Source organism: Mesorhizobium sp. ISC25, assembly GCF_042295465.1.
Lineage (GTDB): Bacteria > Pseudomonadota > Alphaproteobacteria > Rhizobiales > Rhizobiaceae > Mesorhizobium.
This window is the reverse complement of record NZ_CP135441.1, coordinates 707911-732561: the sequence shown is the minus strand read 5'-3', so window position 1 is coordinate 732561 and position 24651 is coordinate 707911. Positions and strand designations below refer to the sequence as shown.

The following is a 24651-nucleotide window of genomic DNA, read 5'->3' as shown; positions in this document are numbered from 1 at the left end:
CAGCCGGGCTCCTATCCAAAAACATGGACGACCACTGTCAGCCAAAACGCAGTGGTCACGACCGCACAGGCGGTGGCTATGGTCATCTGGTTCGATGCCAGCGCCTGGCCGGTGTTGAACTGCACCGCGATGAGATAGGAATTGATGCCGGACGGCAACGCCGCAACCATGACCGCCACCTTGGCCGTCAATGGCGGCAGGCCGATCAGCCAGACCAGGCCGAGAACCAGCGCCGGCATCAGGAACAGTTTCAGCGCCGACAGCGCCAGCGCCGGCCTTACATTGCCGGAGATGCCGAAGCGGCGCAGGCTGAGCCCCATGGCAAACAGCGCCACCGGGGCGGCCGTGCCGGCCAGCGCGTCGCTCAGCCGCGTCGCAAGCACCGGCAGCGGCGCACCGGTGAAGCGCCACGCCAGCCCGGCCAGTATGCCGATGATCAGCGGATTGATGAATACCCTCCTGAGAAAGCTCCTGACGACGCGGAGCGGATGCACAGGCTCGCTGCCGCCGCGGCCGAACATCTCGAACAGGATGATCGAGGCCATCATCATCACCGGCAGGTGAATGGAAACGAGCAGTGACAGCACCTCGAACCCGGCCGGCCCGAACACGCCGATGATGAAGGGCGCGCCGAGCAGGACGACGTTGGAGTAGGACGACGACACGCCGCCGACGACCCCGGCGCGGGCGTCTCGTGCGAAGATGCGGGTAATGACCAGATGGCCGGCGGCCCAGGTGAGCGCGACCGCCGCGAAATAAGCGCCCCATAGCGACCACGGCGCCACGCCGTGGAAATCGGCCTTTACCATGGTCTGGAACAGCAAAAGCGGCATTGCCACGTTGATGGCGAATTCGGATACGCCCTCGCCGCTCGCCGGCTTCAGATAGCCGGTGAACCCGGCAAGATAGCCGAGCCCGACAAGACAGAAGACGAAGAGGACGGTTTCGGTAAGCGGAGACATTTTTCCCGTGATAGGCGAGCCCCGGCGGCGGCGCAATCGCCCTTCCCTGACGAATGTACCGGCCAACAATCCGGCCGCTCGGCTCTTGCCCGAATTTGCTCATGGTTGGATGCCCGCGCTATACAGGGCTGTCAGGGGGACACGCGGCGAATGGGCGCTGTCGGAAATCGGCACTTCTTCAAGCAGGCGTGGCGGACGGCTTTCGTAGCCGCCCTGCTCTGCCTGGTCACGACCTTGCTTCGTGCGGAGCCAACAAGCCTCAAGGGCGTGGCGCTGATTGTCGGCCAGTCGAAATACCAGCACATAGCGGCTCTTCCCAATCCCGCCAACGACGCCCGCGACATCGCCAAGATGCTGACCGATCTCGGCTTCGACGCGCGCAGCGTCACCGATCGCGATGCGGCAAAACTGAAGCGCGACCTCGAGCGTTTCGCCGAGGATGCCGAGGACGCCGACGTCGCCTTGATCTACTATTCCGGCCACGGCATCGAGGCCGGCGGCGAAAACTATCTGGTGCCGGTCGACGCCGACGTTTCTTCCTTGAAGGACGCCGATCAGGCCCTGGTGCCAATCTCCGCCGTCATGGACGAATTGAAGAAGACCGTGCCGGTAACGATCATGCTGCTCGATGCCTGCCGCACCAACCCGTTTCCGGCGGACGCGGTGCTGCGCCGGGCGCCCACGGCCTCGGCCTCGCCGATCGGCGCCGGCGGACTGGAGCCGGTGCGCGGCGCTAGGGCACTGGCAAACGCGACCGCGACGGAGAATCTGGGAACGGTGATCGGCTTTGCCGCTGAGCCGGGGCGGCCGGCACTCGACGGCATCGTCGGCGAAAACAGCCCTTACGCAGCGGCACTTCTGCGCCACCTCGCGGCAATGAAGGGCACCGAGTTCGGCTCGGTCATGCGCATGGTGACCGAGGAGGTCTATCTCGACACCAAGACAAAGCAGCGGCCATGGGTCAATGAAAGCCTGCGCCGGCTGCTCTATTTCGGCGTAGCACCGCAGGAACCGACCGGCGACGACGGGCTGATCACCGGCGAGCGGCGGCAATTGCTGCTGACGATCGCCGAGTTGCCGAACCCCAAGCGGGCACAGGTGGAACTGGCCTCGCTGCAGGACGGCGTGCCGCTCGACGCGCTTTATGGCGTGTTGAAGGCGCTCGGCACCGAAAAGATGCCGGAGGACCCCACCGACCTGCAAAAGCTGCTCGACGCCCAGGCCGAGCGCCTGAAGAAGATGATCTCCGAGCGCAACGCGCTGCGCACCGACGACCCCGAGATCAGCCGCCTTGTCGCCTCGGCCGACAAGGCGATCGGCCAGGGCGCTATCGTCACTGCGCGCAACTTCCTCGACCAGGCGGTGGGCCGGGTCGAGCAGGCCAGCGGCGTGGTCGACCAGGCAGAGGATCTGGTCAGGCAGAAGCGTCTTACCGACGCGGCGATCTATGCCAGGCGCGCCGACGCTTCGGCGCTGGTCTTCGACTATCTGTCGGCCGCCAACGATTACGGCAAGGCCTTCTCGCTGGTCGAGAAATGGGACGACAGACTACGCTGGAACTACAAGAACCAGGAGGCGGAAGCGCTTAACGCGCATGGCAACGCCACCGGCGACAGGCAAGCGCTGCAGCGCGCCATCGACGCCTACCGCGTCATCCTGAACTTCATCCCCAATGGCGAGCAGAACCGCGACTGGGCGATCACCCGCAACAACATGGCGGTGGTGCTGCAGACGATCGGCGAGCGCGAGCGCCAAACCGACCGGCTGGAAGAGGCAGCGAAAATCTTTCGCGATTCGCTTGCCGTGTTCGAGCGCGAGAAGGACGACCTCAACTGGGCCGCGGCGCAGAACAACCTGGCCAATGTGCTGCTGAAGATCGGCGAACGCGAGAGCGACCCGAAACGCCTGAACGAAGCAGTGGTGGCGATGCGCGCCACGCTGGAGAAGCGGCCGCGCGACAAAGTCCCGCTGGACTGGGCCGCCTCGCAAAGCAACCTTGGCCTTGCGCTTTACTCGCTTTCGGAGCGCGAACCGGACGGCGAGCGCCTGACCGAGGCCGAGGCCGCCTACCGGCTGGCGCTTGAAGAATACACGCGCGAAAAAGCTCCCGTTCAGTGGGCGATGGTCCAGAACAATCTCGGCAACACGCTGGTGTCGCTCGGCACTCAACGCAACGACAAGGCGAAAATCGACGAGGCAGCCGCGGCGTTCCGCGCCGCGCTCGAAATCCGCACCCGCGACACCTTCCCGCTCTCCTGGGCGAGCAGCCGTCTCAATCTCGGTAACGCGCTGAGCAGTGCTGCCCGTTTCGACCTCGGCACCGGCCTGCTCGAAGAGGCGGCTGCTGCCTATGGCGACGCGCTGACCATATTCACACGCCAGCGTTTTCCGACGGATTGGGCTTCGGCGGAGAACAATCTCGGCTCGATCTACCAGACGCTCGGCCAGCGCACCCGCGACGCTGCCAAGCTTGAGCAATCGGCCGCCGCATACCGGGCGGCACGTCGCGTCTACACCAAGAAGCAATTTCCGCTCGACTGGGCGATGACCCACTACAATCTCGGCAACACGCTGCAACTGCTCGGCGGCGTGACCGACAAGCCGGTGCACTACGAGGAGGCGATCGAGGCCTATCGCGATGCACTGCGCGAATACAAGCGCGAGACGACGCCGCGGCAATGGGCGCTGGCGCAGGCCGGCCTCGGCTCGGCGCTGCAATGGCTGAGCATGAGCGAGGCCGACACCAGCAAACTGGCCACTTCGATCGCCGCGCGCCGGGCGGCGCTGGAGGTACTGACCTTCGAGAACTCGCCCGTCGACTGGGCGAACGCGCAGAACGGCATCGGCATGAGCCTGATCAATCTCGGCAATCTCGAACGCACCGCCAAATATCTGGATGAGACCGAAGCCGCCTTCGAGGCGACACTCAAGGTCTTCACCCGCGAAAGCCAGCCGATGCAATGGGCCTTCGAGCAGAACAATCTCGGCGACGTCCACTGGAACCGCGGCAGCTATGGCGGCGGCAATGCCGAATTCCAAAAGGCGGTCGAATTCTTCGAGAACGCCAAGCAGGGCTTTACCGAAGCCGGCTACACCCTCCCCATCCCGCTGACCGACCGCAAGATCGATCTGGTGAAGAAGCAGATAGCGAAGAGATAGGCTTTTCGGCCGCAGGTTGCACTTGGCTTGTCTTTCAGCCGGCTTTGCCGTCCCTATATGCCGGTCACCGGGGACCTGCCTGCCGGTCACCCGAAAAGGATGTCTGATGTTTCGATTTGTGCTGGCGCTGCTGTTGCTTGCCGTTTCCGCCACAGCCCATGCGACGGAAGCCGGCTGGGCGCTGCTGCGCGATGGCGGACATGTGGTGCTGCTGCGCCATGCCATGGTCACCGGCACCACCGATGCGGCCAATTTCGACCTCGGCAAATGCGCCACCCAGGTCAATCTCTCGGAGCGCGGCAAGCAACAGGCGCGCAAGATCGGCGCGCTGTTTGGCGCCCGCGCGGCACCGGTCGAGCGCGTGCTGTCCAGCCGCTATTGCCGCTGCCTCGAGACCGCCCGCATCGCTTTCGAAAGCGAGCCGGAGCCGTTCGCACCGCTTGACCTGCTGAAGACCGACGAAAAGGAGAAGGCCGCCCAGATCGCCGCGATCGTAGCCGAAATCCGCGGCTATTCCGGATCCGACAATCTGGTCATGGTCACACATCTCGAAAACATCAAGGAATTGACTGGCATCTCGCCGCGTGAAGGCGAAGCCGTGATCGTCGAGCCGCAAGGTGACGGTCTGCGGGTACTCGGCCGCGTTACGTTCTGAGGGGTCGTCGCTCCTCACGTCGAGCGAGATAGCTGTTGCCGAAATGCCACTGCCACGAGAAGTCGTCGTTGGATTCCGATCTCATCTTGCTCTGGCTGGGCAGCCAGCCCATCTGCGCGCGGCGTATCAGGCCTTTTCCTGCTCGGAAAAACCGATTAGACAGCGCCAAACACATGCGGACAGATTCCGCCCGCAATCGAAGGAAAAGCCCTTGTCCACCACGTTCGACAAAGTCGCCAAGATCATCGCCGACACCAGCGAGATCGACATCGAGACGATCACGCCCGAAAGCCACACCATCGACGATCTCGGCATCGACAGCCTCGACTTCCTCGACATCGTCTTTGCCATCGACAAGGAATTCGGCATCAAGGTGCCGCTGGAAAAGTGGACGCAGGAGGTCAACGACGGCAAGGCTTCGACCGACGACTATTTCGTCATGAAGAACCTGTGCGCCAAGATCGACGCGCTCGTCGCCGCCAAGAACGCTACCTGAGCACAGCGCTTGACGCGCCCGACCCACAACAGCCGCCCATGAACCCCCACGACGTCGTCATATCAGGCATCGGCCTTGTCTCGTCGCTGGGCGAGGGTCCGGATGCGCATTGGCAAAAGCTTGTCCAGCCGCGCCTTGAGCCGGTTCTGGAGGCCTCGCGCTTCTCGCCCTATACGGTCCACCCGCTGCCGGAGATCGACTGGAACCTGCAGATCGCCAAGCGTGGCGACCAGCGGCAGATGGAGACCTGGCAGAGGCTCGGCACCTATGCGGCCGGCCTTGCGCTCGACGATGCCGGCATCAAGGGCAATGACGAACTCTGCTCGACCATGGACATGGTGGTGGCCGCCGGCGGCGGCGAGCGCGACGAGGCGGTCGACGCGGCGATTCTCGCGGCATCGGAAAGCCGCAACGACCGCGACGTGCTGCTCAACGAGAAGCTGACCACCGAATTGCGCCCGACGCTGTTTCTGGCACAGCTTTCCAACCTGCTCGCCGGCAACATCTCGATCGTCCACAAGGTGACCGGCTCCTCTCGCACCTTCATGGGCGAGGAAGGTGCGGGCGTTGCCGCAGTCGAGACGGCAGCCGCGCGCATCCGCTCCGGCCAGTCGACGCATATACTGGTCGGCGGCGCTTTCCAGACCGAACATTCCGACATGCTGCTCGGCTATGAACTGGCCGGCTACCTGCATCGCGGTCCGTGGCGGCCGGTCTGGCAAAGGCACGGTGCCGAGGGCGGCGGCGTGGTGACCGGATCCGGCGGCGCGTTCCTCGTCCTGGAGCAGCGCGAGCACGCGGAAAACCGTGGCCGCAAGATCTATGCGGAACTCGGCCCGGTCCTGTCCGGCCGTGCCAGGCGCCGGCGGCGCGAACTCGACGGTGAAATCGCAGCGCTGCTGAAGCAAGCCGCATTGCCGGACGGCGAAGTGCTGGCGATCTCCGGCGCTTCGGGCGCCCATGCCGCGACCGCCGCCGAGAAATCGGCGCTCGACGCCAATCCGGCGATCGCCGCACGCGGCTTTTCGACGCTGACCGGCCACATGAAGGAAGCGCAGTTCCCCTTTGCTGTTGCGCTGGCGGCCCTGGCTGTCGACCGCAAGGCCGCCTATCCTGTCTTCGACGCCACAGTCGAAAAACCGTTTGCCGGCGTCCCGAAGACCGTCCTTGCAACGGCGATCGGCTATCACCAATTCGAGGGCATGGCGCTGATCAAAGCCGCCTAGAGCATCGGACCGAAAAGTGTGACGCGGTTTTCGGGCGATCCGATGCTCCAAGAGAAACAGGTTTTTGGACAACAAATGGCCAATCTGAACGACCACATGGGCAGGCCCATCGTCGCCGTCACCGGCATCGGCGTGGTGACGTCGCTCGGTGTCGGCAAAGCCGACAATTGGGCGGCACTTACGTCAGGCAAATCCGGCATCCATCCGATCACCCGCTTCCCGGTCGATCATCTCAACACTCGAATCTCCGGCATGGTCGATTTCCTGCCGTCGAGCTCCAAGGGCGCCAGTCTCCTCACCTATGAGCTTGCCGAAACCGCCGCCCAGGAAGCGATGTCGGAGGCGGGCCTCGATGCCGGCGATTTCGGCGGACCGCTTTTCCTCGCTTCGCCGCCGGTCGAGCTCGACTGGAGCGAGCGCTTTTCGCTCTACAATTCCGACACGCACGACACCGGCGCCGAGAGGCTGCTGCGGGTGGCACGCGGCCTCAGGGAACTCGACATCTTCGAGACCACCCAGTTCGGCTCGATCGCCGACCGGCTTGCCGATCGTTTCGGCACGCGCGGCCTGCCGATTACGCTGTCGACCGCCTGCGCTTCGGGCGCCACGGCGATCCAGCTCGGCGTCGAGGCGATCCGCCGCGGCGAATGCGACAGGGCGCTGTCGATTGGCGCCGACGGCTCGGCGACCGCCGAGGCGCTGATCCGCTTCTCGCTTCTGTCGGCGCTCTCCACTCATAACGACATCCCCGAAAAGGCCTCCAAGCCGTTCTCCAAGGATCGCGACGGCTTCGTGCTCGCCGAAGGCTCGGGCGCCCTTGTGCTGGAATCTCTGCAGGCAGCACTTGCCCGCGGCGCCACCATTCTCGGCATATTGCGCGGCTGCGGCGAAAAGGCCGACGACTTCCATCGCACCCGCTCCAAGCCGGACGGTTCGCCGGCGATCGCGGCGGTGCGCGCCGCTCTTGCTGATGCCGGTTTGAGCGAGGACGGGATCGATTATGTCAACGCCCATGGCACCTCCACGCCTGAAAACGACAAGATGGAGCATTTGTCGCTGTCGACGGTGTTCGGTGAGCGGATCTCGTCAATGCCGGTCTCGTCGAACAAGTCGATGATCGGCCACACCCTATCGGCTGCCGGTGCCGTCGAGGCTGCATTTTCGCTGATGACGATGCGCGAAAGCGTCATTCCGCCGACCATCAACTACGACAATCCCGACCCGGCGATCGTGCTCGACGTGGTGCCGAACACCAAGCGCAACGCCGAGGTCGGCACCGTCCTGTCGAACTCCTTCGGCTTCGGCGGCCAGAACACCTGCCTTGTCATGGCGCGGGAACCGGTCTAAGCGACCGTTCCGCTCTAGCACTGTTGTCGTGCGCATGGTCCTTTCCGAAACGGGTCTCGGTCATGCGCAACCTGGGATCTGGCATGCGCGCACTGCAACTTATCGAGGATCGCCGGCTTGAGACGGTGGACCTGCCGCCACCGCCGCCGCCTTCGCTCGGCGAGGTGACGCTGCGCATCAAGGCCGTGGCGCTGAACCATATCGACGTCTGGGGTTGGCGCGGCATGGCCTTCGCCAAGCGCAAGCTGCCGCTGGTCGTCGGCGCCGAGGCCTCGGGCGAGGTCGAGGCGGTCGGCCCCGGCGTTTCCAGTCTTGTGCCCGGGCAATTGGTGTCGATCTATGGCGCCCGCACCTGCGGTCTTTGCCGCGCCTGCCGCGAAGGCCGCGACAATCTCTGCGAGCATGTTTCCGGCGTTCACGGCTTCCATCTCGACGGCTTTGCGCAGGAAAAGATCAACCTGCCGGCGCGCCTTCTGGTCCCCGCTCCGCCAGGCGTGAGCGAAATCGGCGCGGCGGTGGCGCCGGTCACCTTCGGCACGGTCGAGCATATGCTGTTCGACAATGCCCGGCTGCAGCCCGGCGAGACGATACTGGTCCATGCCGGCGGCTCCGGCATCGGCTCCGCCGCGATTCAGCTGGCCAAGAAGATGGGCTGCACGGTCATCACCACCGTCGGCTCGAACGACAAGATCGACAAGGCAAAGGCGCTCGGCGCCGACCACGTCATCAATTACCGCGACGACCGCTTCGAAGGCGTCGTGCGCAAGCTGACCAAGAAGAAGGGCGTCGACGTGGTGTTCGAGCATGTCGGCGCCGACACCTTTGCCGCCTCGATGCTGTGCCTCAAACGCGGCGGTCGGCTGGTCACCTGCGGCTCGACCTCCGGCGTGTCGACACAGATCAATTTGATGCAGTTGTTCCAGCAGCAACTGAAGCTGCTCGGCTCGTTCGGCTGCCGCATGGAAAACATGGCCGACGCTATGCAGAAGATGGCGGCGGGCCTGGTCGCGCCGGTGATCGACACCGAGGTCGGCTTCGACGGCATCGATGCGGCGCTGAAGCGCATGGAAGGCCGCGACGTCTTCGGCAAGATCATCTTGCGCGTCGGCTGAGAATGGTCGGCAACGCCTTCAGGAAGATCCGCAGGGACGTGGGATTCCGCTATGGCAGGCGGCTTCGCCAGTTCAACTACTGGCTGGTCGCGCGCGTCGCGATGATCATCATCTCAGCGCTGCGGCTGCTGCCGCCCGACAGGGCGCTCAATTTCGCCGACAGCGCCGCCCGCCGCATCGGCCCTTGGGTGCAGCGCCACAAGGTTGCGATCGACAATCTGCGCAAGGCCTATCCGGAAAAGAGCGATGCCGAGATCGAGGCGATCGCTTCCGACATGTGGGGCAACATGGCTCGCCTCGCCGCCGAATATATCTTTCTCGATGCTCTGTTCGACTACGATCCCGCTGCGACGAAGCCGGGCCGCGTCGAGGTCAAGGGCGTTGAGCATTTCGTGCGCATCGCCGGCGAGGACAAACCGCATATCGTCTTCACCGGGCATCTCGGCAATTTCGAGTTGCTGCCTGTCGCGGCCGCCACGTTCGGTATGAACATCACGGCGCTGTTTCGCCCGCCCAACAACCCTTACCTCGCCGACTACATCCTCTCGACCCGCCGCTCGAGCATGGGATCGCTGCTGCCGTCTTCGACCGGCGCCTCGTTCGCGCTTGCGGCCATCCTGGAGAAAGGCGGCAATATCGGCGTGCTGGTCGACCAGAAATTCACGGGCGGGCTCGAGACGACATTCTTCGGCCGCCCCTGCGAGAGCAACCGGGTCCTCGGCACCCTGGCGCGGCACTACGATTGCGATGTCTACCCGGCGCGCTGCGTGCGCCTGCCGAACAACCGTTTCCGGCTCGAGATCGAGGACAAGCTCACCTTGCCGCGCACCGCCGGCGGCAGTGTCGACGTCCGCTCCACCACCCAGCTTCTCAACGACGTGGTCGAGCGCTGGGTGCGCGAAGACCCCGGCCAGTGGATGTGGTTCCACAAGCGCTGGGAGATCAGCGGCCGCAAAAAGCGTCGGCCGCCGACAATGCGCGACAAAGCCGCCTGAGCGGAACGATCTTTTTGGGCACAGGCCTTATTTTGTTCTTGCTTTGTGCCGGCAGCTATGCTACTAATTTCGGTATGGTGCTATTTGGCGCCGACGAACCCGCCGCTCCGGCGGGTTTTCTATTTCGGGCCGAGGAGCAGGCCCTAATTCGTCACGAGGATCCGCGTATTGCCGAAGCCGGCTTTGCGTACCATCGAATAGAACGCGGCGGCGTTGCTGGGGTGGAGGCGCACACAGCCATGCGATGCCGGGCGCCCCAATTGCCGGATCGCGCCGGTGCCGTGGATGGCATAGCCGCCGCGGAAGAACACCGAATAGGGCATCGGCGACATGTCGTATTTGCGCGAATACCACATCCGGGCCGTCCGCTGTGGACGATAGCTGCCGCGCGGCGTGATGTAGCCTTTGCGGGCGGTGGAAACGCTCCACCGGTAATACGAAAGCCCGTATCTTACCGTCATCGTCTGTGAGGAAATATCGATGTTCGCGACCAGGCTGGCCGCCCGGCTCTCGAACGACGAACCGAACAGCATCGCCATCAATGCCGCTGCCATGAGAACAGTGTTTTTCATGCAATCAAACCCCTTTGATGCCCCTTGCCTGCCTGCCGTCACGCTGTTCTCCAGCGTTTTGATGGCAAGCCAGCGAGCTAACACCCACTCCCTGACGATTTCACCAATCCAAAGCAGCGAATTTGAACGATTTCCCGCAATAGTTGCCGTAACGACACGCAATCGCCCGGCAATTCGCCATCGGGCTTGCAAAACCGCCTCATCCGCTGCTCAATTCGCCGAATGAACGAACCGAACGAACGGCTCCTCAAGGCTATCGATCACCGAGCTGATGATCTGGTTGCACTGACCGCGGATCTGATCCGCTTTCCGACCATCAATCCGCCCGGCGAAGCCTATCGGCCATGTGCCGAATATATCGGCGCGCGGCTGAAGAAGCGTGGTTTTGAGATCGAATTCATCCGTGCCGAAGGCACCCCTGGCGACACTGACCGTTACCCGCGCGTCAACGTCGTCGCCCGCTTCGATGGCCGGGCGCCGGGTGCTTGCGTGCACTTCAATTCGCATATCGACGTGGTCGAGCCCGGCGACGGCTGGAGCCTCGATCCGTTCGCCGGCATCGTCAGGGATGGCAAGGTCTATGGCCGCGGTGCTTGCGACATGAAAGGCGGGCTTGCCGCCTCGATCATCGCCGCTGAAGCCTTCATGGAGGTCTTTCCCGATTTTCCCGGCGCCATCGAGATTTCGGGGACGGTCGACGAGGAGTCCGGCGGCTTTGGCGGCGTCGCCCATCTGGCGAAGCTCGGCTATTTCTCCAGGCCGAAGGTCGACCACGTCATCATTCCCGAGCCGCTCAACAAGGACCGCATCTGCCTCGGCCATCGCGGCGTCTGGTGGGCGGAGATCGAGACCAAGGGGGAGATCGCGCACGGCTCGATGCCGTTCCTCGGCGACAATGCGGTACGCCATATGGGCGCCGTGCTGCGGGCCTTCGAGGATGAATTGTTTCCGGCGCTCGACCGCAAGATGACGCGCATGCCGGTCGTGCCCGAAGGCGCAAGACGCTCGACCATGAACATCAACTCGATCCATGGCGGCCAGACGGAGGATTTCCGGCCCGGCCTGCCCTCGCCCAATGTGCCCGATTCCTGCCGGCTGACCATCGACCGCCGCTTCCTGCTCGAAGAGGATCTCGCTACGGTCAAAAGCGAGGTGACCGATATCCTCGAACGGCTGAAGCGCGAGCGCAAAAAGTTCGACTACGAAATCCGCGATCTGATGGAGGTGCTGCCGCTGATGACCGAGCGCGATGCGCCGGTGGTTAAGGCGGTCGCGCAAGGCATCATGGAGATATTCGACCGCGAGCCGGATTACGTGATTTCGCCCGGCACCTACGACCAGAAGCACATCGCCCGCATCGGCCACATCTATGACTGCATCGCCTATGGCCCGGGCATTCTCGACCTTGCCCACCGGCCCGACGAATGGGTCGGCATTGCCGACATGCTGGACTCAGCAAAGGTGATGGCGATCGGCCTCGACGTTCTGCTGAGGGGCACCGGCCCGCGATGATCCGGCTATGGGCGGAAAAACATTCCTCCCGGCGTCGGCGGACGGTACGAAACGCAATTTACTCGGCGGCGAATTCACGCTTCTATCCGCCGGGTTTGAGCACGTGTTTTAGCATATGGGGAGTTGCACGATGAAATTGTGGAAAACCATTCTGGCCGCTGCGGCGCTGGCGTTGGCGGCCGGAACCTCGGCGATGGCCGCGCGAACCGACCTGGTCATCGGCATTCCGCTCGAACCCCCGCATCTCGATCCCACCGCGGGTGCAGCGGCGGCGATCGACGAGGTGCTCTACGCCAATGTCTTCGAGGGCCTGACCCGCATCGGCCCGAACGGCGAAGTGCTGCCCGATCTCGCCGAAAGCTGGAGCATTTCCGACGACGGCAAGGTCTACACTTTCAAGCTGCATACCGGCGTGAAATTCCATGACGGCACCGACTTCAACGCCGACGACGTGAAATTCTCGCTCGACCGCGCCCGCGCCGACAATTCCGTCAACGCGCAAAAGGGCCTGTTTGCCGCCATCGACAAGGTCGAGGTCGTCGATCCCACGACGGTGACGGTCACGCTGAAGAACCCGCAGGGCTCCTTCCTCTACAATATGGGCTGGGGCGACGCGGTGATCGTGGCGCCTGAGACAGCCGACACCAACAAGGAAAAGCCTGTTGGTACCGGCCCGTTCAAATTCCAGAACTGGGCCAAGGGCTCATCGATCACGCTGGTCAAGTCGGACAATTACTGGGGCGCCCCGGTATTTCTCGACAAGGCCGAGTTCCGCATCATTCCGGATGCTGCCGCCGCCGTTCCGGCGCTGCTTTCCGGCGACGTCCAGGCCTTTCCGTTCTTCGACCCCGACAGCTTCGCCCAGATCAAGGACGACCCACGCTTCAAGGTGGTGATCGGCTCGACCGAGGGTGAAACCATCCTGTCGATCAACAACAAGAAGCCGCCCTTCGACAAGCTGCAGGTCAGGCAGGCGATTTCCTTTGCGCTCGATCGCAAGGCGATCATCGACGGCGCCTCGGCCGGCCTTGGCGTGCCGATCGGCTCGCACATGTCGCCCGCCAGCAAGGCCTATGTCGACCTCACTGGCCTCTATCCGCACAATGTGGAGAAGGCCAAGGAGTTGCTGAAGGAAGCTGGCCTGGAGAATGGCTTCAAGGCGACGCTCAAGCTGCCGCCGCCCTCCTATGCGCGGCTTGGTGGTGAGATCATCGCCTCCGAGCTTCGCGAAATCGGCATCGATCTCGAGATCATCCCGGTCGAATGGGCGCAGTGGCTTGATCAGGTCTTCACCAAGAAGGATTACGACCTGACCATCGTTTCCCACACCGAGCCCAATGACATCGATATCTATTCGCGCAAGGACTATTATTTCAACTACGACAATCCGGCCTTCGACAAGATCATCGACGAGCTGAACCTTACCTCCGACGAGGCCAAGCGCATTACGCTGCTCGGCGAGGCGCAGAAGGTCCTGGCCGATGACGCCGTGGTCGGCTTCCTCTACGAGCTGCCGAAGGTCGGCGTCTGGGACGCCAAACTGCAGGGCCTGTGGGAAAACGCCCCGATCCAGGCCAACGACCTGACCAAGGTGAAGTGGACGGATTGAGGCCGCTGGGCAAAGAGGCGAAGCTTGCGTTCCCGCCCACCCCCCTCTGTCCTCCCGGACATCTCCCCCTCAAGGGGGGAGATTGGCAGTTTCCACGCCGGCGCTGCCCTTACAACGCTAGTGGTTAGCGAAAGCAGCGGTGAGGGCTCGATCTCCCCCGTTGAGGGGGAGATGTCCGGCAGGACAGAGGGGGGTGGGCGGGAACGCAAGCTTCGCCCGGTTTTGTCCGGCGACACAGCGGTTCCTCAACGTCCATGACCGCCTATCTCCTCAAGCGCCTCGCCATCGCCGTCGTCACGCTGGTTCTGGCCTCGATGGTGGTCTTTGCCGTGCTGGAGATCATTCCCGGCGATCCGGCGCGGCTGATGCTTGGCCTGAACGCCAGCGCCGACCAGATCGAATTGCTGCGCAACCAGATGGGTCTCAATGCTCCCGTCGTGCTGCGCTATCTGCATTGGGCCGGCGGCTTGCTGAGCCTCGATTTCGGCCGTTCCTACACCTATTCGGTGCCGGTCATCGATCTGGTCCGCGAGCGCCTCGTCGTCTCGCTGCCGCTGGCGCTGATGGCGCTGGCGCTGTCCACCGTCATTGCCATTCCGGTCGGGCTGTTTTCCGCCAGCCGGCGCGGTCGCGCCGGCGACACGATCGCGATGGGTGCCGCCCAGCTTGGCGTCGCCGTGCCAAATTTCTGGTTTGCGCTGATGCTGATCTATCTGTTCGCCGTCTGGCTGCGGCTGGTGCCTGGCGGCGGCTTTCCCGGCTGGGGCGCCGGCGTCTGGCCGGCGCTGAAGTCGCTGCTTCTGCCGGCGGTCGCGCTTGCTCTGCCGCAGGCGGCGATCCTCGCCCGGGTCACTCGCTCGGCGCTGATCGAAGTATTGAACGAGGACTACATCCGAACCGCCCGCGCCAAGGGCCTGCCCTATCGACTTGTCTTGTGGCGGCATGCGCTGCGCAACGCCATGATCCCGGTGGTCACCATTCTAGGCCTGCAATTCGCCTTCCTGCTTGCCGGCACCATCATCATCGAGAACGTCTTCTATTTGCCCGGCCTCGGCCGGCTGGTGTTCCAGGCGATCAACCAGCGTGACCTGATCGTGGTCGAGAGCGTCGTCATGCTGCTGGTTGCCGCCGTCATCGTCGTCAATTTCATTGTCGATCTCTCCTATGCGGTGGTCGATCCGCGCCTGAGAGGCAGGCAATGACGCTGCACATCGACATCCCCGACGAGAACCTTGCCGGCATCCTGGCCAAGGCGTTCAAAAACCGTTCGTTCCTTGCCGGCTTCGTCATCACCGCACTGGTGGCCGCGGTCGCGATCATCTCGTTCTTGTGGACACCTTACGACGTCACCAGGCTGGTCATTTCCGACAAGACCCAGGCGCCATCGTTGGCGCACTGGTTCGGCACCGACCATTTCGGTCGCGACATCCTGTCGATGATCATGGTCGGCGCCCGCAACTCGATTGCAGTGGCGCTGGTGGCGGTCGGCATCGGCATGGGCGTCGGCGTGCCGCTCGGCGCCTTTGCCGCGGCGCGCGGCGGTGTCGTCGACGACGTGCTGATGCGGCTGAACGACCTGGTCTTTGCCTTTCCGGCGCTGCTTTCGGCAATCATGATCACCGCCATCTTCGGGCCGGGCGCGTTCAACGCCATCACTGCCATCGGCATCTTCAACATCCCGGTGTTCGCGCGCGTCGCCCGGGCCGGCGCCCTGGCGATCTGGCCACGCGAATTCATCCTCGCCGCCCGTGCCGCCGGCAAGAGCAGGACGCTGATCAGCATCGAACATGTGCTGCCCAACATCGCCACGCTGCTGCTGGTGCAAGGCACCATCCAGTTCGCGCTGGGCATACTGGCCGAAGCCGGGCTTTCCTATGTCGGGCTGGGCACGCAGCCACCGATGCCGAGCTGGGGCCGCATGCTGTTCGACGCCCAGACGCGCATGGTGGTGGCGCCGTGGATGGCGATCTTTCCGGGCATGGCGATCGTCGTCACCGTGCTTGGCCTGAACCTGCTTGGCGACGGCATTGCCGACATCCTCGATCCGAAATCGCGGCGGCAGCGATGAGCCTGCTCGAGATCGACAAGCTGTCGCTGACCATCGGCGACACCGCTATCCTCAGAGACGTCGATTTTTCCGTCGCGGCCGGCGAAGTGACGGGGCTGGTTGGCGAATCCGGCTCCGGCAAATCGATGACGGCGCTTACGGTGATGCAGCTTCTGCCCTGGGCGGCACACGCCAGCGGCCGCATCACCTTCGACGGCATCGACATCCTTGCCGCCAGCGAGGACCAGATGTGCGCACTGCGCGGCGACGACATCGGCATGGTTTTCCAGGAGCCGATGACGGCGCTCAATCCGGTGAAGACCATCGGCGAGCAGGTCGCCGAGGGTATTCGCTGGCACACCAGGGCGAGCCGCGCCGACGCCGAGGAACGGGCGCGAAAGATGCTCGACCGGGTCGGCCTGCCGGCAGCACAATTCCCGCTGTCGCGTTATCCGCACGAACTCTCCGGCGGCCAGCGCCAACGCGTCGTCATCGCCATTGCCTGTGCACTGAAACCCAAGCTGCTGATTGCCGACGAGCCGACGACCGCGCTCGACGTGGTGCTGCAGGCGCAGATCCTCGACCTGCTGCGCGATCTCGTAGCGGAAAACCGCATGGGCCTGCTGCTCATCTCGCACGACCTCGCAGTGGTGACCGAGATGGCGGACCGCATCACCATCCTGCGCCATGGCGAGGTGATGGAGGCCGGCGACACGGCGCGCATCTTGTCCGAACAGCTTCATCCCTATACGCGCCAGCTGGCGCAGGCCTCGATGCATGTGCCCGCGCGGGCCCGCACACATGACAGCGGATCGGCCAAACCGCTGCTTCAGGTAGAAAACGTGGCGCGCGATTATCCGGGACGGCGCCTATCGCTGTTGAAACGCGCGGCTCCCATCCGGGCCGTCGACGATGTCTCGTTCTCGATGGCGCCCGGCCAGTCTGTGGCGCTGGTCGGCCGCTCCGGTTGCGGCAAGTCGACGCTTGCCCGCATGGTCCTGGCACTGGACAAGCCGACGGCCGGTACGATCCACTTCCGTGGCGACACCCTCACCGGCAAGAGCGAGGCGGAGCTGAAGCCGGCGCGGCGCGACATGCAGGTCGTGTTCCAGGACCCGTATGGTTCGTTCGACCCACGCCAGAAGATCGAGAGATTGGTGGCCGAGCCGCTGCATGTGCTGGAGAAGAAGCCGGCGCCCGCCGCGCGGCGCGAGATGGTGGCGCATGCGCTGCACGAGGTCGGCCTCTCGCCAGGCGACATGGACAAATACCCGCACGAGTTTTCGGGCGGCCAGCGCCAGCGCCTGTCGATCGCCCGCGCCATCATCACCCGGCCGAAGCTGGTCGTCGCCGACGAGCCGGTCTCGGCGCTCGACGTCTCGATCCGCGCCCAGATCCTCGATCTGTTCGCCGAGCTCAACCAGAAGCTCGGCATCGCCTATCTGTTCATCACCCATGATCTGACCGTCGCCCGCGCCATCACCGACGAGGTGATGGTCATGCATGACGGCAAGATCGTCGAGCGCGGCAGGACGAGCGAAGTGCTCGACCACCCGCAATCCGAAGCGGCCAAGGCGTTGGTCGCCGCCGCCCCAGACCTGCACCGGGCAATTGCTAAAAGACTGCAGGAACAGGGGTGAGCAGCTTCGTGGCACGGCTAATTCGTTGGGCGCACGGGCGGGAGAACGGCCATTGACAGCCAACAGTTCTGAAACGCGCGAAGGGCCTGAGCCTCCTCCGCTGGGCCTGGGCGGCTCGGCTGCTCTGTTCGGCGCGGGTGCTCTGCTGCTGTTCCTGGTCACGCGGGTAGCCGTCCCGGCGTTCGTCTCCGCCACCGGGGCAGAGCCTGTGGTGATGTGGTTCCTGGCCGCAAGCATCGTCCTTTTTGGCCCCCTGCTTCTCACGGCTGCCCTGCTGTTGTATCGGGAACGGCGTCTGCCGGGTTCGTTGGGCGCGCGGCTGTGGCTTCGCACTATGAATGGCGGCGACTGGCTCTGGGCTGTTGGAGGGCTGGCGGCTGTCAGCGTGCTGACCGGCGGCATCGGCGCCGCGCTCCGGATGCTGCAAGACGGGAAGACTCTTCATCCCTCGTTCATGGCTTTCGAGCCACTCGGTCCTGGGCGGTACTGGATTCTCGGCGCGTGGCTGCCGTTTTTTGCATTGAACATCGTTGGGGAAGAGTTTGTCTGGCGGGGTGTCGCACTGCCGCGGCAAGAGGTTGCCTTCGGGGGGCGGGCTTGGCTGGTCAACGGGATAATGTGGTTGCTGTTCCACGCTGCCTTCCCTGGCAAGTCCTGTTGACGCTCGTGCCGATCACGTTGCTCCTGCCCTACATTGTCCAGCGGCGTCGCAGCATATGGGCCGGGATCGTTATCCATGCCGGGTTCGGAGCGATGGGCTTCCTGGTCTTGGCATTCGGGCTTGCATGAATGCCGCACGAAGTGAAGCGCTTGACGCAACGCGGAGCAAAGCTGCCGGACCAAGGAAACGACGAATCTGAGAATGATGAACGCGACAAACCCGAATGGGGCAATTCGAGTCCTGCCAGACGATCTCTGAACCCTTACACCGGGGCCCACTTTCGGTACCTCCGGGGGGCGAGTTCAAGGGAACATCAATTCGCACATATTCCAAACTGAACGCGAGAGGGTAAACGTCATATGGACTACCTAAAGGAAAATCTCATTGGAAAAGAATTTCGATCAATTAAGTACGAGAACGGCAGTATCATGATCGTTCTTGAGAGAGGTTCCATCGCAGTAAATACCAAAATTTTATGCTCTATCCTGGCATACACGCAGTCTATCGATATTATTGACGTTGTCACCGACTCCGGATGGGTTTCCATTATATTCTCAGGCGGATCTGATATCCGCATATCAAGAGTAATTGAGCACGGAATTTCCCCAGAGAGCTTTGTCTATAATGGCGATGATAACGTAATCATAGTAGATAATTCTATAGAAGAAGGGGGTTAACCAATTGACCCTGACGGTGTCAACCTTGTGGATAATTTAACTTAAGCCAAACGTTGCCGGCCGGATACCGGCTGTCGGCCTCCGATCCTGACCTCGGCACCTCGTCCTATGTCTATGACGGAGTAGCGGAATAGCGGTGACAGTGCACTTTTATCCTGTTCACTGTCCTCTTCGGCGAAGGGTTCGTCAACCAATGATGAAACCGGCCCCGCGCACAGACTCCTGACAGTCCCTTCCGGTAATCTTGAAACGGAGATAGGCGTCGATGCTGCGAGTGGGCAGCAGGATGCAACCATCGGCACAGACAAGATGACGTTCAGAACGTCAGCAATCGTAGTCAGCCGATGCCTCAGCCTTCCTGCTTCACCACATCGGCCGGGCTGATGTCGAGCAGGTCGAGCGTGCGGCGCAACAGCTGCATCTCGTTCCCGGCAAGTTGCGAATCGGCCTTGGCGATCTCGGCCATGTGGCGGGCGAGCAGCTTGCGCCGTTCGACGTCGAGGTCGCGAAACTGGGCGATCGCCTGCGAGCTGTTGGTTTCGTAGCCGAAATCGTTGAGATATTCGATGACGCTGTCGACGCTGGTTTCGGGAATGCCGAAGGCGTCCCGGCAGATACGCCTGAAGGCGGTCATTTCGCTTTCGCTGACCGATCCATCGGCCAGGATCATGCGGAACAGCATCAGCAACTCCGCCGACAGCACCGGATCGTCCGCCACCTTGCGCACGCCGGGATCGCCGTCGAAGATCGAGCGTATCTGGTCCAGCAATCCCATCGCCATGAGCCCCTTCCGATTCGTCGGGAAGGTAGCGCGGAATCGGCTTTGCGCAAACGGGGTGCGAATGGTGGAACCCGCCATATTTTCTCGCCGGAAACTGCCGGCCAATCCGATAAGCCCGCTGCCAGCGCTCATTGGTGTGTGACCGCGCGACTGGTACTATGCCGCTGTACGAATCATGTTGAGGAGGGACCGGACATGAATCTCAGTGCGCCTACCCAGCTTATTTTCATCATATCCCTTGTCATCGCCATCATCGGCGTTCTCGCCGCGCTTGGCGTTCTTGCGTTCATCCCTTTGAATGCCGCGTGGATTGTCGTCATCGCCTACATCGTGCTGGCCGCCGGCTGCCTGATGCGCGGCGCTTAAACAATTCAGAATCTCAGGCAACTCGGAGCGCCCGGCCAAAAGCCGGGCGCTTTTGATTCTGCAGGATGGTCTGTTAGAATTCCTGGACGAGGGAAAGCACATGCCCGCCAGCGAAGACGGCAGCTGCCACGACGGCCCAGGGCTCGATCGGTTCGAGATGGTGCGGCGCGCGCCCAGTCATCGGCTTCAGGGCGCCGTCACCGAAATATGCGGCTTTCGCGAAACCATGCCAGGCCATTTCCGCGCCGTCGAATATGCCTCGCTGACCGTGCCGCTGGTCATCAGCTTTGCCGAACCCTTTGCCATCGGGCTCGGCAAGGACCCAGGCGACAATGACCGCTTCGCCAGTTTTGCCGCCGGCCTCTACGCCGGGCCGGTGGTGATCGAATCCTTCGGCGGCGCCTGCTGTGTGCAGATCAATTTCACCCCGCTCGGCGCGCGTCGCTTCTTCGGCCGGCCGATGAGCGAACTGACCGACCGCATGGTCGGCCTGGATGACGTGCTCGGCGTCGAAGGCATCGCGCTTCGCGAAAGGCTTGGCAATGCGCCGGATTGGAGCTCACGCTTCGCAATCGTTGAGGCCTTCGTCGCGGACCGGTTGGCAACCGCGGACCGCACTCAAGCCGACATAGTCTGGGCCTATGAGACGATCGTCTCGACGCGTGGGCGGACCCGCATCTCGACGCTGGCCGAAAAGCTTGGCTGGAGCCGCAAGCATCTCGCCGGAAAATTTTCGAACGCGGTCGGAACCGGCCCAAAAACATTGTCGCGAATTGTCCGCTTCAACCATGCGCTCGGGCTGTCGAGACAGGCCAGCAGCGATTGGGCCGACATTGCCGCCGACTGCGGCTATGCCGACCAGGCGCATCTGGTGCGCGAGTTCCGCGACCTCGCAGGCGTCACGCCAACGACTGTCGCCGTGAGGTAACATTTCTTCAAGACGCGCAACCGGCCTTCGCGCAGACTGGGTTGATCGACCAACCCGCTGAAGGAGATCAGCCATGCCGAACAGCACCGAACCACCGCGGCTCTATCCGGCGCTGCGCTACAGGAATGCCGGCAAGATGATCGCCTGGCTGTGCGAGGCCTTCGGCTTCAGCGTTCGCGCCCGCTATGGCGAAGGCGACGTGGTGCACCATGCCGAACTCGCATTCGGCTCCTCGATCATCATGCTCGGCACGGCGCGTGACGATGCCTATGGCAAGATGGTCGGCGCGCCCGGGTCAGGCGGCGGCAAGTCGATCTACGTTGCGGTCGCTGACGCAGACGCGGCATACGCGCGGGCGAAGACCGCCGGCGCCGAGATTCTGGAAGAACTCACCGACCGCGACTATGGCAGCCGCGAATTCATCTGCCGCGATCCGGAAGGCAATGTCTGGTCGTTCGGCACCTACTGGCCGAAGGCTGACGAACCCGCCAGCTAATGCGCCAGCCCAAAGATGGCGTCGCAGTCGAGGTGGGTTTCCAGCTCGGCTGCGATCTCGTCCAGTGCCCGTTCGACCTCGGCGCGGTAGTCGATGCCGCCGCTCTTGACGCCGAGGCTTTCGAGGAATTTCGCCCGGAAGGCGTCGGCGGAAAACAGCCCGTGCATATAGGTGCCCAGCACCTTGCCGTCGGCCGAGATAGCGCCGTCATCGATGCCGTTGATAACGGCGGACGGCCGCAGCGTGTCCGGACCGGTGGTGCGGCCGAGATGGATCTCGTAGCCCTCGAGCGGCAGATCGAATTGCACCGAGCGCGCGCTGACGTTGCGCACCGTCTTTTCCGGCTCCATCACCGTTTCGACGTCGAGCAGCCCGAGGCCTTGCGTCTCGGTAACGCTGCCCTCGATGCCGTCGGGATCGCGCACGACATGGCCGAGCATCTGGAAGCCGCCGCAAATGCCGACGATATGGCCACCGCGTTTCCTGTGCGCGGCAAGGTCGCGGTCCCAGCCGTTCTCGCGGAATTTCACGAGATCGCCGATCGTCGACTTCGAGCCGGGAATGACCACCAGCCCTGCATCCTGCGGCAGGCGCTGGCCAGGCGGCACGAACACCACCTCGACCTGCGGTTCGGCCTTGAGCGGGTCGAGGTCGTCGAAATTGGCGATGCGCGAGAGCACCGGCACGGCGATCTTCAGCGCGCGCTTCTCGCCGGACGTCAGCCGTTCGAGCACGACGGAGTCTTCCGACGGCAGCCGCGCCGCCGCCTTCAGCCACGGCACGATGCCAAAACAGCGCCAACCGGTGAATTTTTCGATCGCCTCGATGCCATCGTCGAACAGCGAGACATCGCCGCGGAACTTGTTGATGAGATAGCCGACGACCATGCGGCGGTCCGCGTCCGGCAGGATCAGGTGGGTGCCGGCGATCGAGGCGATGACGCCGCCGCGATCAATATCGCCGACCAGGATCACCGGCACGCCGGCACGCGTCGCAAAGCCCATATTGGCAATGTCACGGCTCCTGAGATTGATCTCGGCCGGCGATCCCGCGCCCTCGACAATGACCAGGTCCGCGCCCTCGCCGACCTTTGCCCAGGAGTCCAGCACCGCATCCATAAGCCGGGCCTTCAACGCCTGGTAGTCGCGCGCCCGCGCCTCGCCGAACACGTTGCCCTGCACGACGACTTGAGCGCCGACATCGGTCTGCGGCTTGAGCAGCACCGGGTTCATGTGGACGGTCGGCGCCACGCCGCAGGCGATCGCTTGCAGCCATTGTGCGCGGCCGATCTCACCGCCGCCCGAACCGCCTGGAATATCGGCGACAGCGGCGTTGTTCGACATGTTCTGCGGCTTGAACGGCCGTACTTTCAAGCCGCGCTTCTTCGCCGCGCGGCAGAGGCCGGCGACGAGCACCGTCTTGCCGACATCCGAACCCGTGCCCTGCAGCATGATCGCCTTGGCCATATCAGTCCCTGCCCTGCGCAACGGTTCCGGTGATCGTCGACTTGACTGCCAGTGGCCCGCCGCGCCAGAGATAGAGCGCCAGCAGTGGCTCCTTGCCGGTGCGCATGGCGTGGCTGACGTCAGAGGCATGGTGGATCACCTCGCCCGCCGCTCGAAGGCGAAAACCGCCATCGCCCATGCGCCATTCGGCGCCGCCGGTCAGCGGGATATAGATCTCCTCCGCGACATGATGGTGATCGGGGTAGACGATGTCGGGCCCAAGGATCAGCAGGCCGGCCGCGACCTCTTCATTGACGAAATGGCCGCGCGCACCGAACACCTCCAGCCAGCCGTAATTGTCGATGAAAATCTTGCCGAAATCCGCTTCGCCATAGGTCTGCCCCCAGCGCAGATCGCCGCGACGCTGCGCAACCAGCCGCGCCAGCGGCTTGGCCGCAGCGGGAGCGAGTTCGACGATGCGGTCGAGCTGGACGAGACAAGGCAGTGCATGCGGTTCGAGCGGCCGGCCCGGCATGTCCCAGCCGATCCGGGCCACGGCGTCGCGCACCAGCGCATCATCGAACGTCTGGAGATAGGCATGGAAGCATCCAAGCAGTTCGTCGAAATTTGTCGTCACACTTTGCTCCAAAGCGCATCCGCGCACAGCGGCTGGGCAGACGGTCGGGTTGCGCGGCGGCATCATTGGTCTAGATTGGACTGCGCGCAAAGCCAAAAACGACAGGCCAGCAGGCCGGAAACATCAGGGAGCACGCCATGGACGCCGCTGTCGATGCGGGCACCAGCCAGTTCGAACTCAACGAGGACCAGCGCGCCATCCAGGAGATGGCCGAGGCCTTCGCCGCCGACCGTGTGGCGCCGAACGCACTCGACTGGGATCGCAACAAATATTTCCCCGCCGATGTGATCCGCGAGACAGGCCCGCTCGGCCTTGGCGGCATCTATGTCCGCGACGATGTCGGCGGCTCGGGGCTCGGCCGGCTCGACGCCGTGCTGATCTTCGAGGCGCTTTCGCGGGCCGATCCGGCGTTTTCCGCCTTCATCTCGATCCACAACATGGCGGCATCGATGATCGACCGATTCGGCGGCGACGAACAGCGCCGGCGCTTCCTGCCGAAGCTGACCTCGATGGAATGGCTGGCCAGCTACTGCCTGACCGAGCCGGGCTCGGGATCCGATGCCGCGGCGCTGAAGACGCGCGCGGTCAAGAGCGGCGGCGATTACGTGCTGAACGGCGCCAAGCAGTTCATCTCCGGCGCCGGCGACAGCGATCTCTATGTCGTCATGGCGCGCACCGGCGCCGACGGGCCGAAAGGCATTTCCACCTTTGTCGTGCCGAACGATGCGCCGGGCCTTTCCTTCGGCGCCAACGAGCACAAGATGGGCTGGCACATGCAGTCGACGCGCCAGGTCGTCTTCGAGGATTGCAAGGTGCCGGCGGAAAACCTGCTCTCAGTCGAAGGCGCCGGCTTCGGCATCGCCATGGCCGGGCTTGACGGCGGCCGGTTGAACATCGCCGCCTGCTCGCTCGGCGGCGCGCAATCGGCACTCGACAGGGCGCTCGCCTACACCGCCGAGCGCAAGGCTTTCGGGTCGAAGATCAACCAGTTCCAGGCGCTGCAGTTCAAGCTCGCCGACATGGAGACCGAACTGCAGGCAGCGCGCATCTTCCTCTACACCGCCGCTTCGAAGCTCGACCGCAAGGCGCCGGATGCCTCGAAATGGTCGGCTATGGCCAAGCGCTTCGTCACCGACACCGGCTTCAATGTCGCCAACGACGCCCTGCAACTGCATGGCGGCTACGGCTATCTGCACGATTACGGCATCGAGAAGCTGGTGCGCGACCTGCGCGTCCACCAAATCCTCGAAGGCACCAACGAGATCATGCGCGTCATCATCGCTCGCGCCCTGATCGGACGGTAAGGCAGTAGGCAGAAAGATGACCGC

General features: G+C 63.5%; 23 protein-coding genes. 18 read left to right on the top strand and 5 right to left on the bottom strand.

The genetic code is table 11. From position 1 onward, the window contains the following. Positions 1-11: 11 nt before the first annotated feature. Complete coding sequence (locus RQ479_RS03650; RefSeq protein ID WP_376704133.1) at positions 12-962, bottom strand: AEC family transporter; 951 nt, start codon at positions 960-962, stop codon at positions 12-14. Positions 963-1112: 150 nt separating this feature from the next. Between RQ479_RS03650 and RQ479_RS03645 the strand changes: the two genes are divergently transcribed. From RQ479_RS03645 to RQ479_RS03615, 7 genes are all read left to right on the top strand, one after another. Further along, positions 1113-4121 carry a caspase family protein gene (locus RQ479_RS03645; RefSeq protein ID WP_376704132.1) on the top strand — a complete coding sequence of 1003 codons (3009 nt, stop codon included), beginning with the start codon at positions 1113-1115 and terminating at the stop codon, positions 4119-4121. Between the two features lie 106 nt (positions 4122-4227). Beyond that, a complete protein-coding gene (locus tag RQ479_RS03640) occupies positions 4228-4776 on the top strand; it encodes a histidine phosphatase family protein (protein WP_352978370.1) in 549 nt (182 codons plus the stop codon). Between the two features lie 211 nt (positions 4777-4987). After that, a complete protein-coding gene (locus RQ479_RS03635) occupies positions 4988-5272 on the top strand; it encodes an acyl carrier protein (protein ID WP_023719977.1) in 285 nt (94 codons plus the stop codon). Positions 5273-5310: 38 nt separating this feature from the next. Then, positions 5311-6498: a beta-ketoacyl-ACP synthase gene (locus tag RQ479_RS03630; protein ID WP_376704131.1), complete on the top strand. Its 1188-nt coding sequence runs from the start codon at positions 5311-5313 to the stop codon at positions 6496-6498. Between the two features lie 75 nt (positions 6499-6573). Then, complete coding sequence (locus RQ479_RS03625; protein ID WP_352468400.1) at positions 6574-7845, top strand: beta-ketoacyl-ACP synthase; 1272 nt, start codon at positions 6574-6576, stop codon at positions 7843-7845. 83 nt (positions 7846-7928) lie between these two features. Beyond that, positions 7929-8957, top strand: a complete 1029-nt coding sequence (locus tag RQ479_RS03620) for a zinc-binding dehydrogenase (protein WP_254818204.1) — start codon at positions 7929-7931, stop codon at positions 8955-8957. A gap of 2 nt (positions 8958-8959) precedes the next feature. Beyond that, a complete protein-coding gene (locus RQ479_RS03615; protein ID WP_376704130.1) occupies positions 8960-9952 on the top strand; it encodes a lipid A biosynthesis lauroyl acyltransferase in 993 nt (330 codons plus the stop codon). Between the two features lie 143 nt (positions 9953-10095). Here the strand turns inward: RQ479_RS03615 and RQ479_RS03610 are convergent, their stop codons facing one another. After that, on the bottom strand, positions 10096-10524 hold the full coding sequence (locus tag RQ479_RS03610; protein ID WP_023676467.1) for a L,D-transpeptidase: 429 nt from the start codon (positions 10522-10524) through the stop codon (positions 10096-10098). Between the two features lie 222 nt (positions 10525-10746). On the opposite strand from RQ479_RS03610, the gene RQ479_RS03605 reads away from it, so the two are divergent. From RQ479_RS03605 to RQ479_RS03575, 7 genes are all read left to right on the top strand, one after another. Beyond that, complete coding sequence (locus RQ479_RS03605) at positions 10747-12036, top strand: acetylornithine deacetylase/succinyl-diaminopimelate desuccinylase family protein (RefSeq protein WP_376704129.1); 1290 nt, start codon at positions 10747-10749, stop codon at positions 12034-12036. A 130-nt stretch (positions 12037-12166) separates the two neighbouring features. Continuing rightward, the gene (locus RQ479_RS03600; protein WP_376704128.1) at positions 12167-13645 is read left to right on the top strand and encodes an ABC transporter substrate-binding protein; all 1479 of its coding nucleotides are present in this window, start codon (positions 12167-12169) and stop codon (positions 13643-13645) included. 254 nt (positions 13646-13899) lie between these two features. After that, entirely contained in the window at positions 13900-14847 is a 948-nt protein-coding gene (locus RQ479_RS03595; RefSeq protein ID WP_376704127.1) for an ABC transporter permease, read from the top strand. Beyond that, the gene (locus tag RQ479_RS03590; RefSeq protein ID WP_376704126.1) at positions 14844-15713 is read left to right on the top strand and encodes an ABC transporter permease; all 870 of its coding nucleotides are present in this window, start codon (positions 14844-14846) and stop codon (positions 15711-15713) included. Before RQ479_RS03595 ends, RQ479_RS03590 begins: the two co-directional genes overlap by 4 nt. Beyond that, a complete protein-coding gene (locus RQ479_RS03585; protein WP_376704125.1) occupies positions 15710-17332 on the top strand; it encodes an ABC transporter ATP-binding protein in 1623 nt (540 codons plus the stop codon). The genes RQ479_RS03590 and RQ479_RS03585 overlap by 4 nt, the downstream gene beginning before the upstream one ends. 52 nt (positions 17333-17384) lie before the next feature. Further along, on the top strand, positions 17385-17993 hold the full coding sequence (locus RQ479_RS03580; RefSeq protein ID WP_376704124.1) for a type II CAAX prenyl endopeptidase Rce1 family protein: 609 nt from the start codon (positions 17385-17387) through the stop codon (positions 17991-17993). A 359-nt stretch (positions 17994-18352) separates the two neighbouring features. Continuing rightward, positions 18353-18670, top strand: a complete 318-nt coding sequence (locus RQ479_RS03575; protein ID WP_376704123.1) for a hypothetical protein — start codon at positions 18353-18355, stop codon at positions 18668-18670. 349 nt (positions 18671-19019) lie between these two features. On the opposite strand, the gene RQ479_RS03570 is transcribed toward RQ479_RS03575, so the two are convergent. Then, a complete protein-coding gene (locus tag RQ479_RS03570; protein WP_376704122.1) occupies positions 19020-19451 on the bottom strand; it encodes a TerB family tellurite resistance protein in 432 nt (143 codons plus the stop codon). A 195-nt stretch (positions 19452-19646) separates the two neighbouring features. Between RQ479_RS03570 and RQ479_RS03565 the strand changes: the two genes are divergently transcribed. The 3 genes from RQ479_RS03565 to RQ479_RS03555 all read left to right on the top strand — a co-directional run bounded on the left by RQ479_RS03565 (position 19647) and on the right by RQ479_RS03555 (position 21241). After that, on the top strand, positions 19647-19817 hold the full coding sequence (locus RQ479_RS03565) for a hypothetical protein (RefSeq protein ID WP_023676480.1): 171 nt from the start codon (positions 19647-19649) through the stop codon (positions 19815-19817). 100 nt (positions 19818-19917) lie between these two features. Continuing rightward, on the top strand, positions 19918-20745 hold the full coding sequence (locus tag RQ479_RS03560; protein WP_376704121.1) for a helix-turn-helix domain-containing protein: 828 nt from the start codon (positions 19918-19920) through the stop codon (positions 20743-20745). A 73-nt stretch (positions 20746-20818) separates the two neighbouring features. Beyond that, a complete protein-coding gene (locus RQ479_RS03555; protein ID WP_376704120.1) occupies positions 20819-21241 on the top strand; it encodes a VOC family protein in 423 nt (140 codons plus the stop codon). Here RQ479_RS03555 and RQ479_RS03550 read toward each other — a convergent pair. Beyond that, the gene (locus tag RQ479_RS03550) at positions 21238-22707 is read right to left on the bottom strand and encodes a cobyric acid synthase (RefSeq protein WP_376704119.1); all 1470 of its coding nucleotides are present in this window, start codon (positions 22705-22707) and stop codon (positions 21238-21240) included. The genes RQ479_RS03555 and RQ479_RS03550 overlap by 4 nt on opposite strands. 1 nt (position 22708) lies before the next feature. Further along, positions 22709-23323 (bottom strand): dimethylsulfonioproprionate lyase family protein, encoded by a 615-nt coding sequence (locus RQ479_RS03545; protein WP_376704118.1) that lies wholly within the window; start codon positions 23321-23323, stop codon positions 22709-22711. Positions 23324-23460: 137 nt separating this feature from the next. On the opposite strand from RQ479_RS03545, the gene RQ479_RS03540 reads away from it, so the two are divergent. Next, positions 23461-24627: an isobutyryl-CoA dehydrogenase gene (locus tag RQ479_RS03540; protein ID WP_376704117.1), complete on the top strand. Its 1167-nt coding sequence runs from the start codon at positions 23461-23463 to the stop codon at positions 24625-24627. Positions 24628-24651: the final 24 nt, after the last annotated feature.

Excerpts from the sequence above, each read along its gene's own strand:
- RQ479_RS03610 (WP_023676467.1), bottom strand. The coding sequence starts at position 10,524 with ATGAAAAACACTGTTCTCATGGCAGCGGCATTGATGGCGATGCTGTTC.
- RQ479_RS03620 (WP_254818204.1), top strand. The coding sequence starts at position 7,929 with ATGCGCGCACTGCAACTTATCGAGGATCGCCGGCTTGAGACGGTGGAC.
- RQ479_RS03650 (WP_376704133.1), bottom strand. The coding sequence starts at position 962 with ATGTCTCCGCTTACCGAAACCGTCCTCTTCGTCTTCTGTCTTGTCGGG.
- RQ479_RS03565 (WP_023676480.1), top strand. The coding sequence starts at position 19,647 with ATGAATCTCAGTGCGCCTACCCAGCTTATTTTCATCATATCCCTTGTC.
- RQ479_RS03615 (WP_376704130.1), top strand. The coding sequence starts at position 8,960 with ATGGTCGGCAACGCCTTCAGGAAGATCCGCAGGGACGTGGGATTCCGC.
- RQ479_RS03540 (WP_376704117.1), top strand. The coding sequence starts at position 23,461 with ATGGACGCCGCTGTCGATGCGGGCACCAGCCAGTTCGAACTCAACGAG.
- RQ479_RS03645 (WP_376704132.1), top strand. The coding sequence starts at position 1,113 with ATGGGCGCTGTCGGAAATCGGCACTTCTTCAAGCAGGCGTGGCGGACG.
- RQ479_RS03630 (WP_376704131.1), top strand. The coding sequence starts at position 5,311 with ATGAACCCCCACGACGTCGTCATATCAGGCATCGGCCTTGTCTCGTCG.
- RQ479_RS03590 (WP_376704126.1), top strand. The coding sequence starts at position 14,844 with ATGACGCTGCACATCGACATCCCCGACGAGAACCTTGCCGGCATCCTG.
- RQ479_RS03585 (WP_376704125.1), top strand. The coding sequence starts at position 15,710 with ATGAGCCTGCTCGAGATCGACAAGCTGTCGCTGACCATCGGCGACACC.
- RQ479_RS03570 (WP_376704122.1), bottom strand. The coding sequence starts at position 19,451 with ATGGCGATGGGATTGCTGGACCAGATACGCTCGATCTTCGACGGCGAT.
- RQ479_RS03640 (WP_352978370.1), top strand. The coding sequence starts at position 4,228 with ATGTTTCGATTTGTGCTGGCGCTGCTGTTGCTTGCCGTTTCCGCCACA.
- RQ479_RS03625 (WP_352468400.1), top strand. The coding sequence starts at position 6,574 with ATGGCCAATCTGAACGACCACATGGGCAGGCCCATCGTCGCCGTCACC.
- RQ479_RS03555 (WP_376704120.1), top strand. The coding sequence starts at position 20,819 with ATGCCGAACAGCACCGAACCACCGCGGCTCTATCCGGCGCTGCGCTAC.
- RQ479_RS03550 (WP_376704119.1), bottom strand. The coding sequence starts at position 22,707 with ATGGCCAAGGCGATCATGCTGCAGGGCACGGGTTCGGATGTCGGCAAG.
- RQ479_RS03595 (WP_376704127.1), top strand. The coding sequence starts at position 13,900 with ATGACCGCCTATCTCCTCAAGCGCCTCGCCATCGCCGTCGTCACGCTG.
- RQ479_RS03605 (WP_376704129.1), top strand. The coding sequence starts at position 10,747 with ATGAACGAACCGAACGAACGGCTCCTCAAGGCTATCGATCACCGAGCT.
- RQ479_RS03560 (WP_376704121.1), top strand. The coding sequence starts at position 19,918 with ATGCCCGCCAGCGAAGACGGCAGCTGCCACGACGGCCCAGGGCTCGAT.
- RQ479_RS03600 (WP_376704128.1), top strand. The coding sequence starts at position 12,167 with ATGAAATTGTGGAAAACCATTCTGGCCGCTGCGGCGCTGGCGTTGGCG.
- RQ479_RS03575 (WP_376704123.1), top strand. The coding sequence starts at position 18,353 with ATGGACTACCTAAAGGAAAATCTCATTGGAAAAGAATTTCGATCAATT.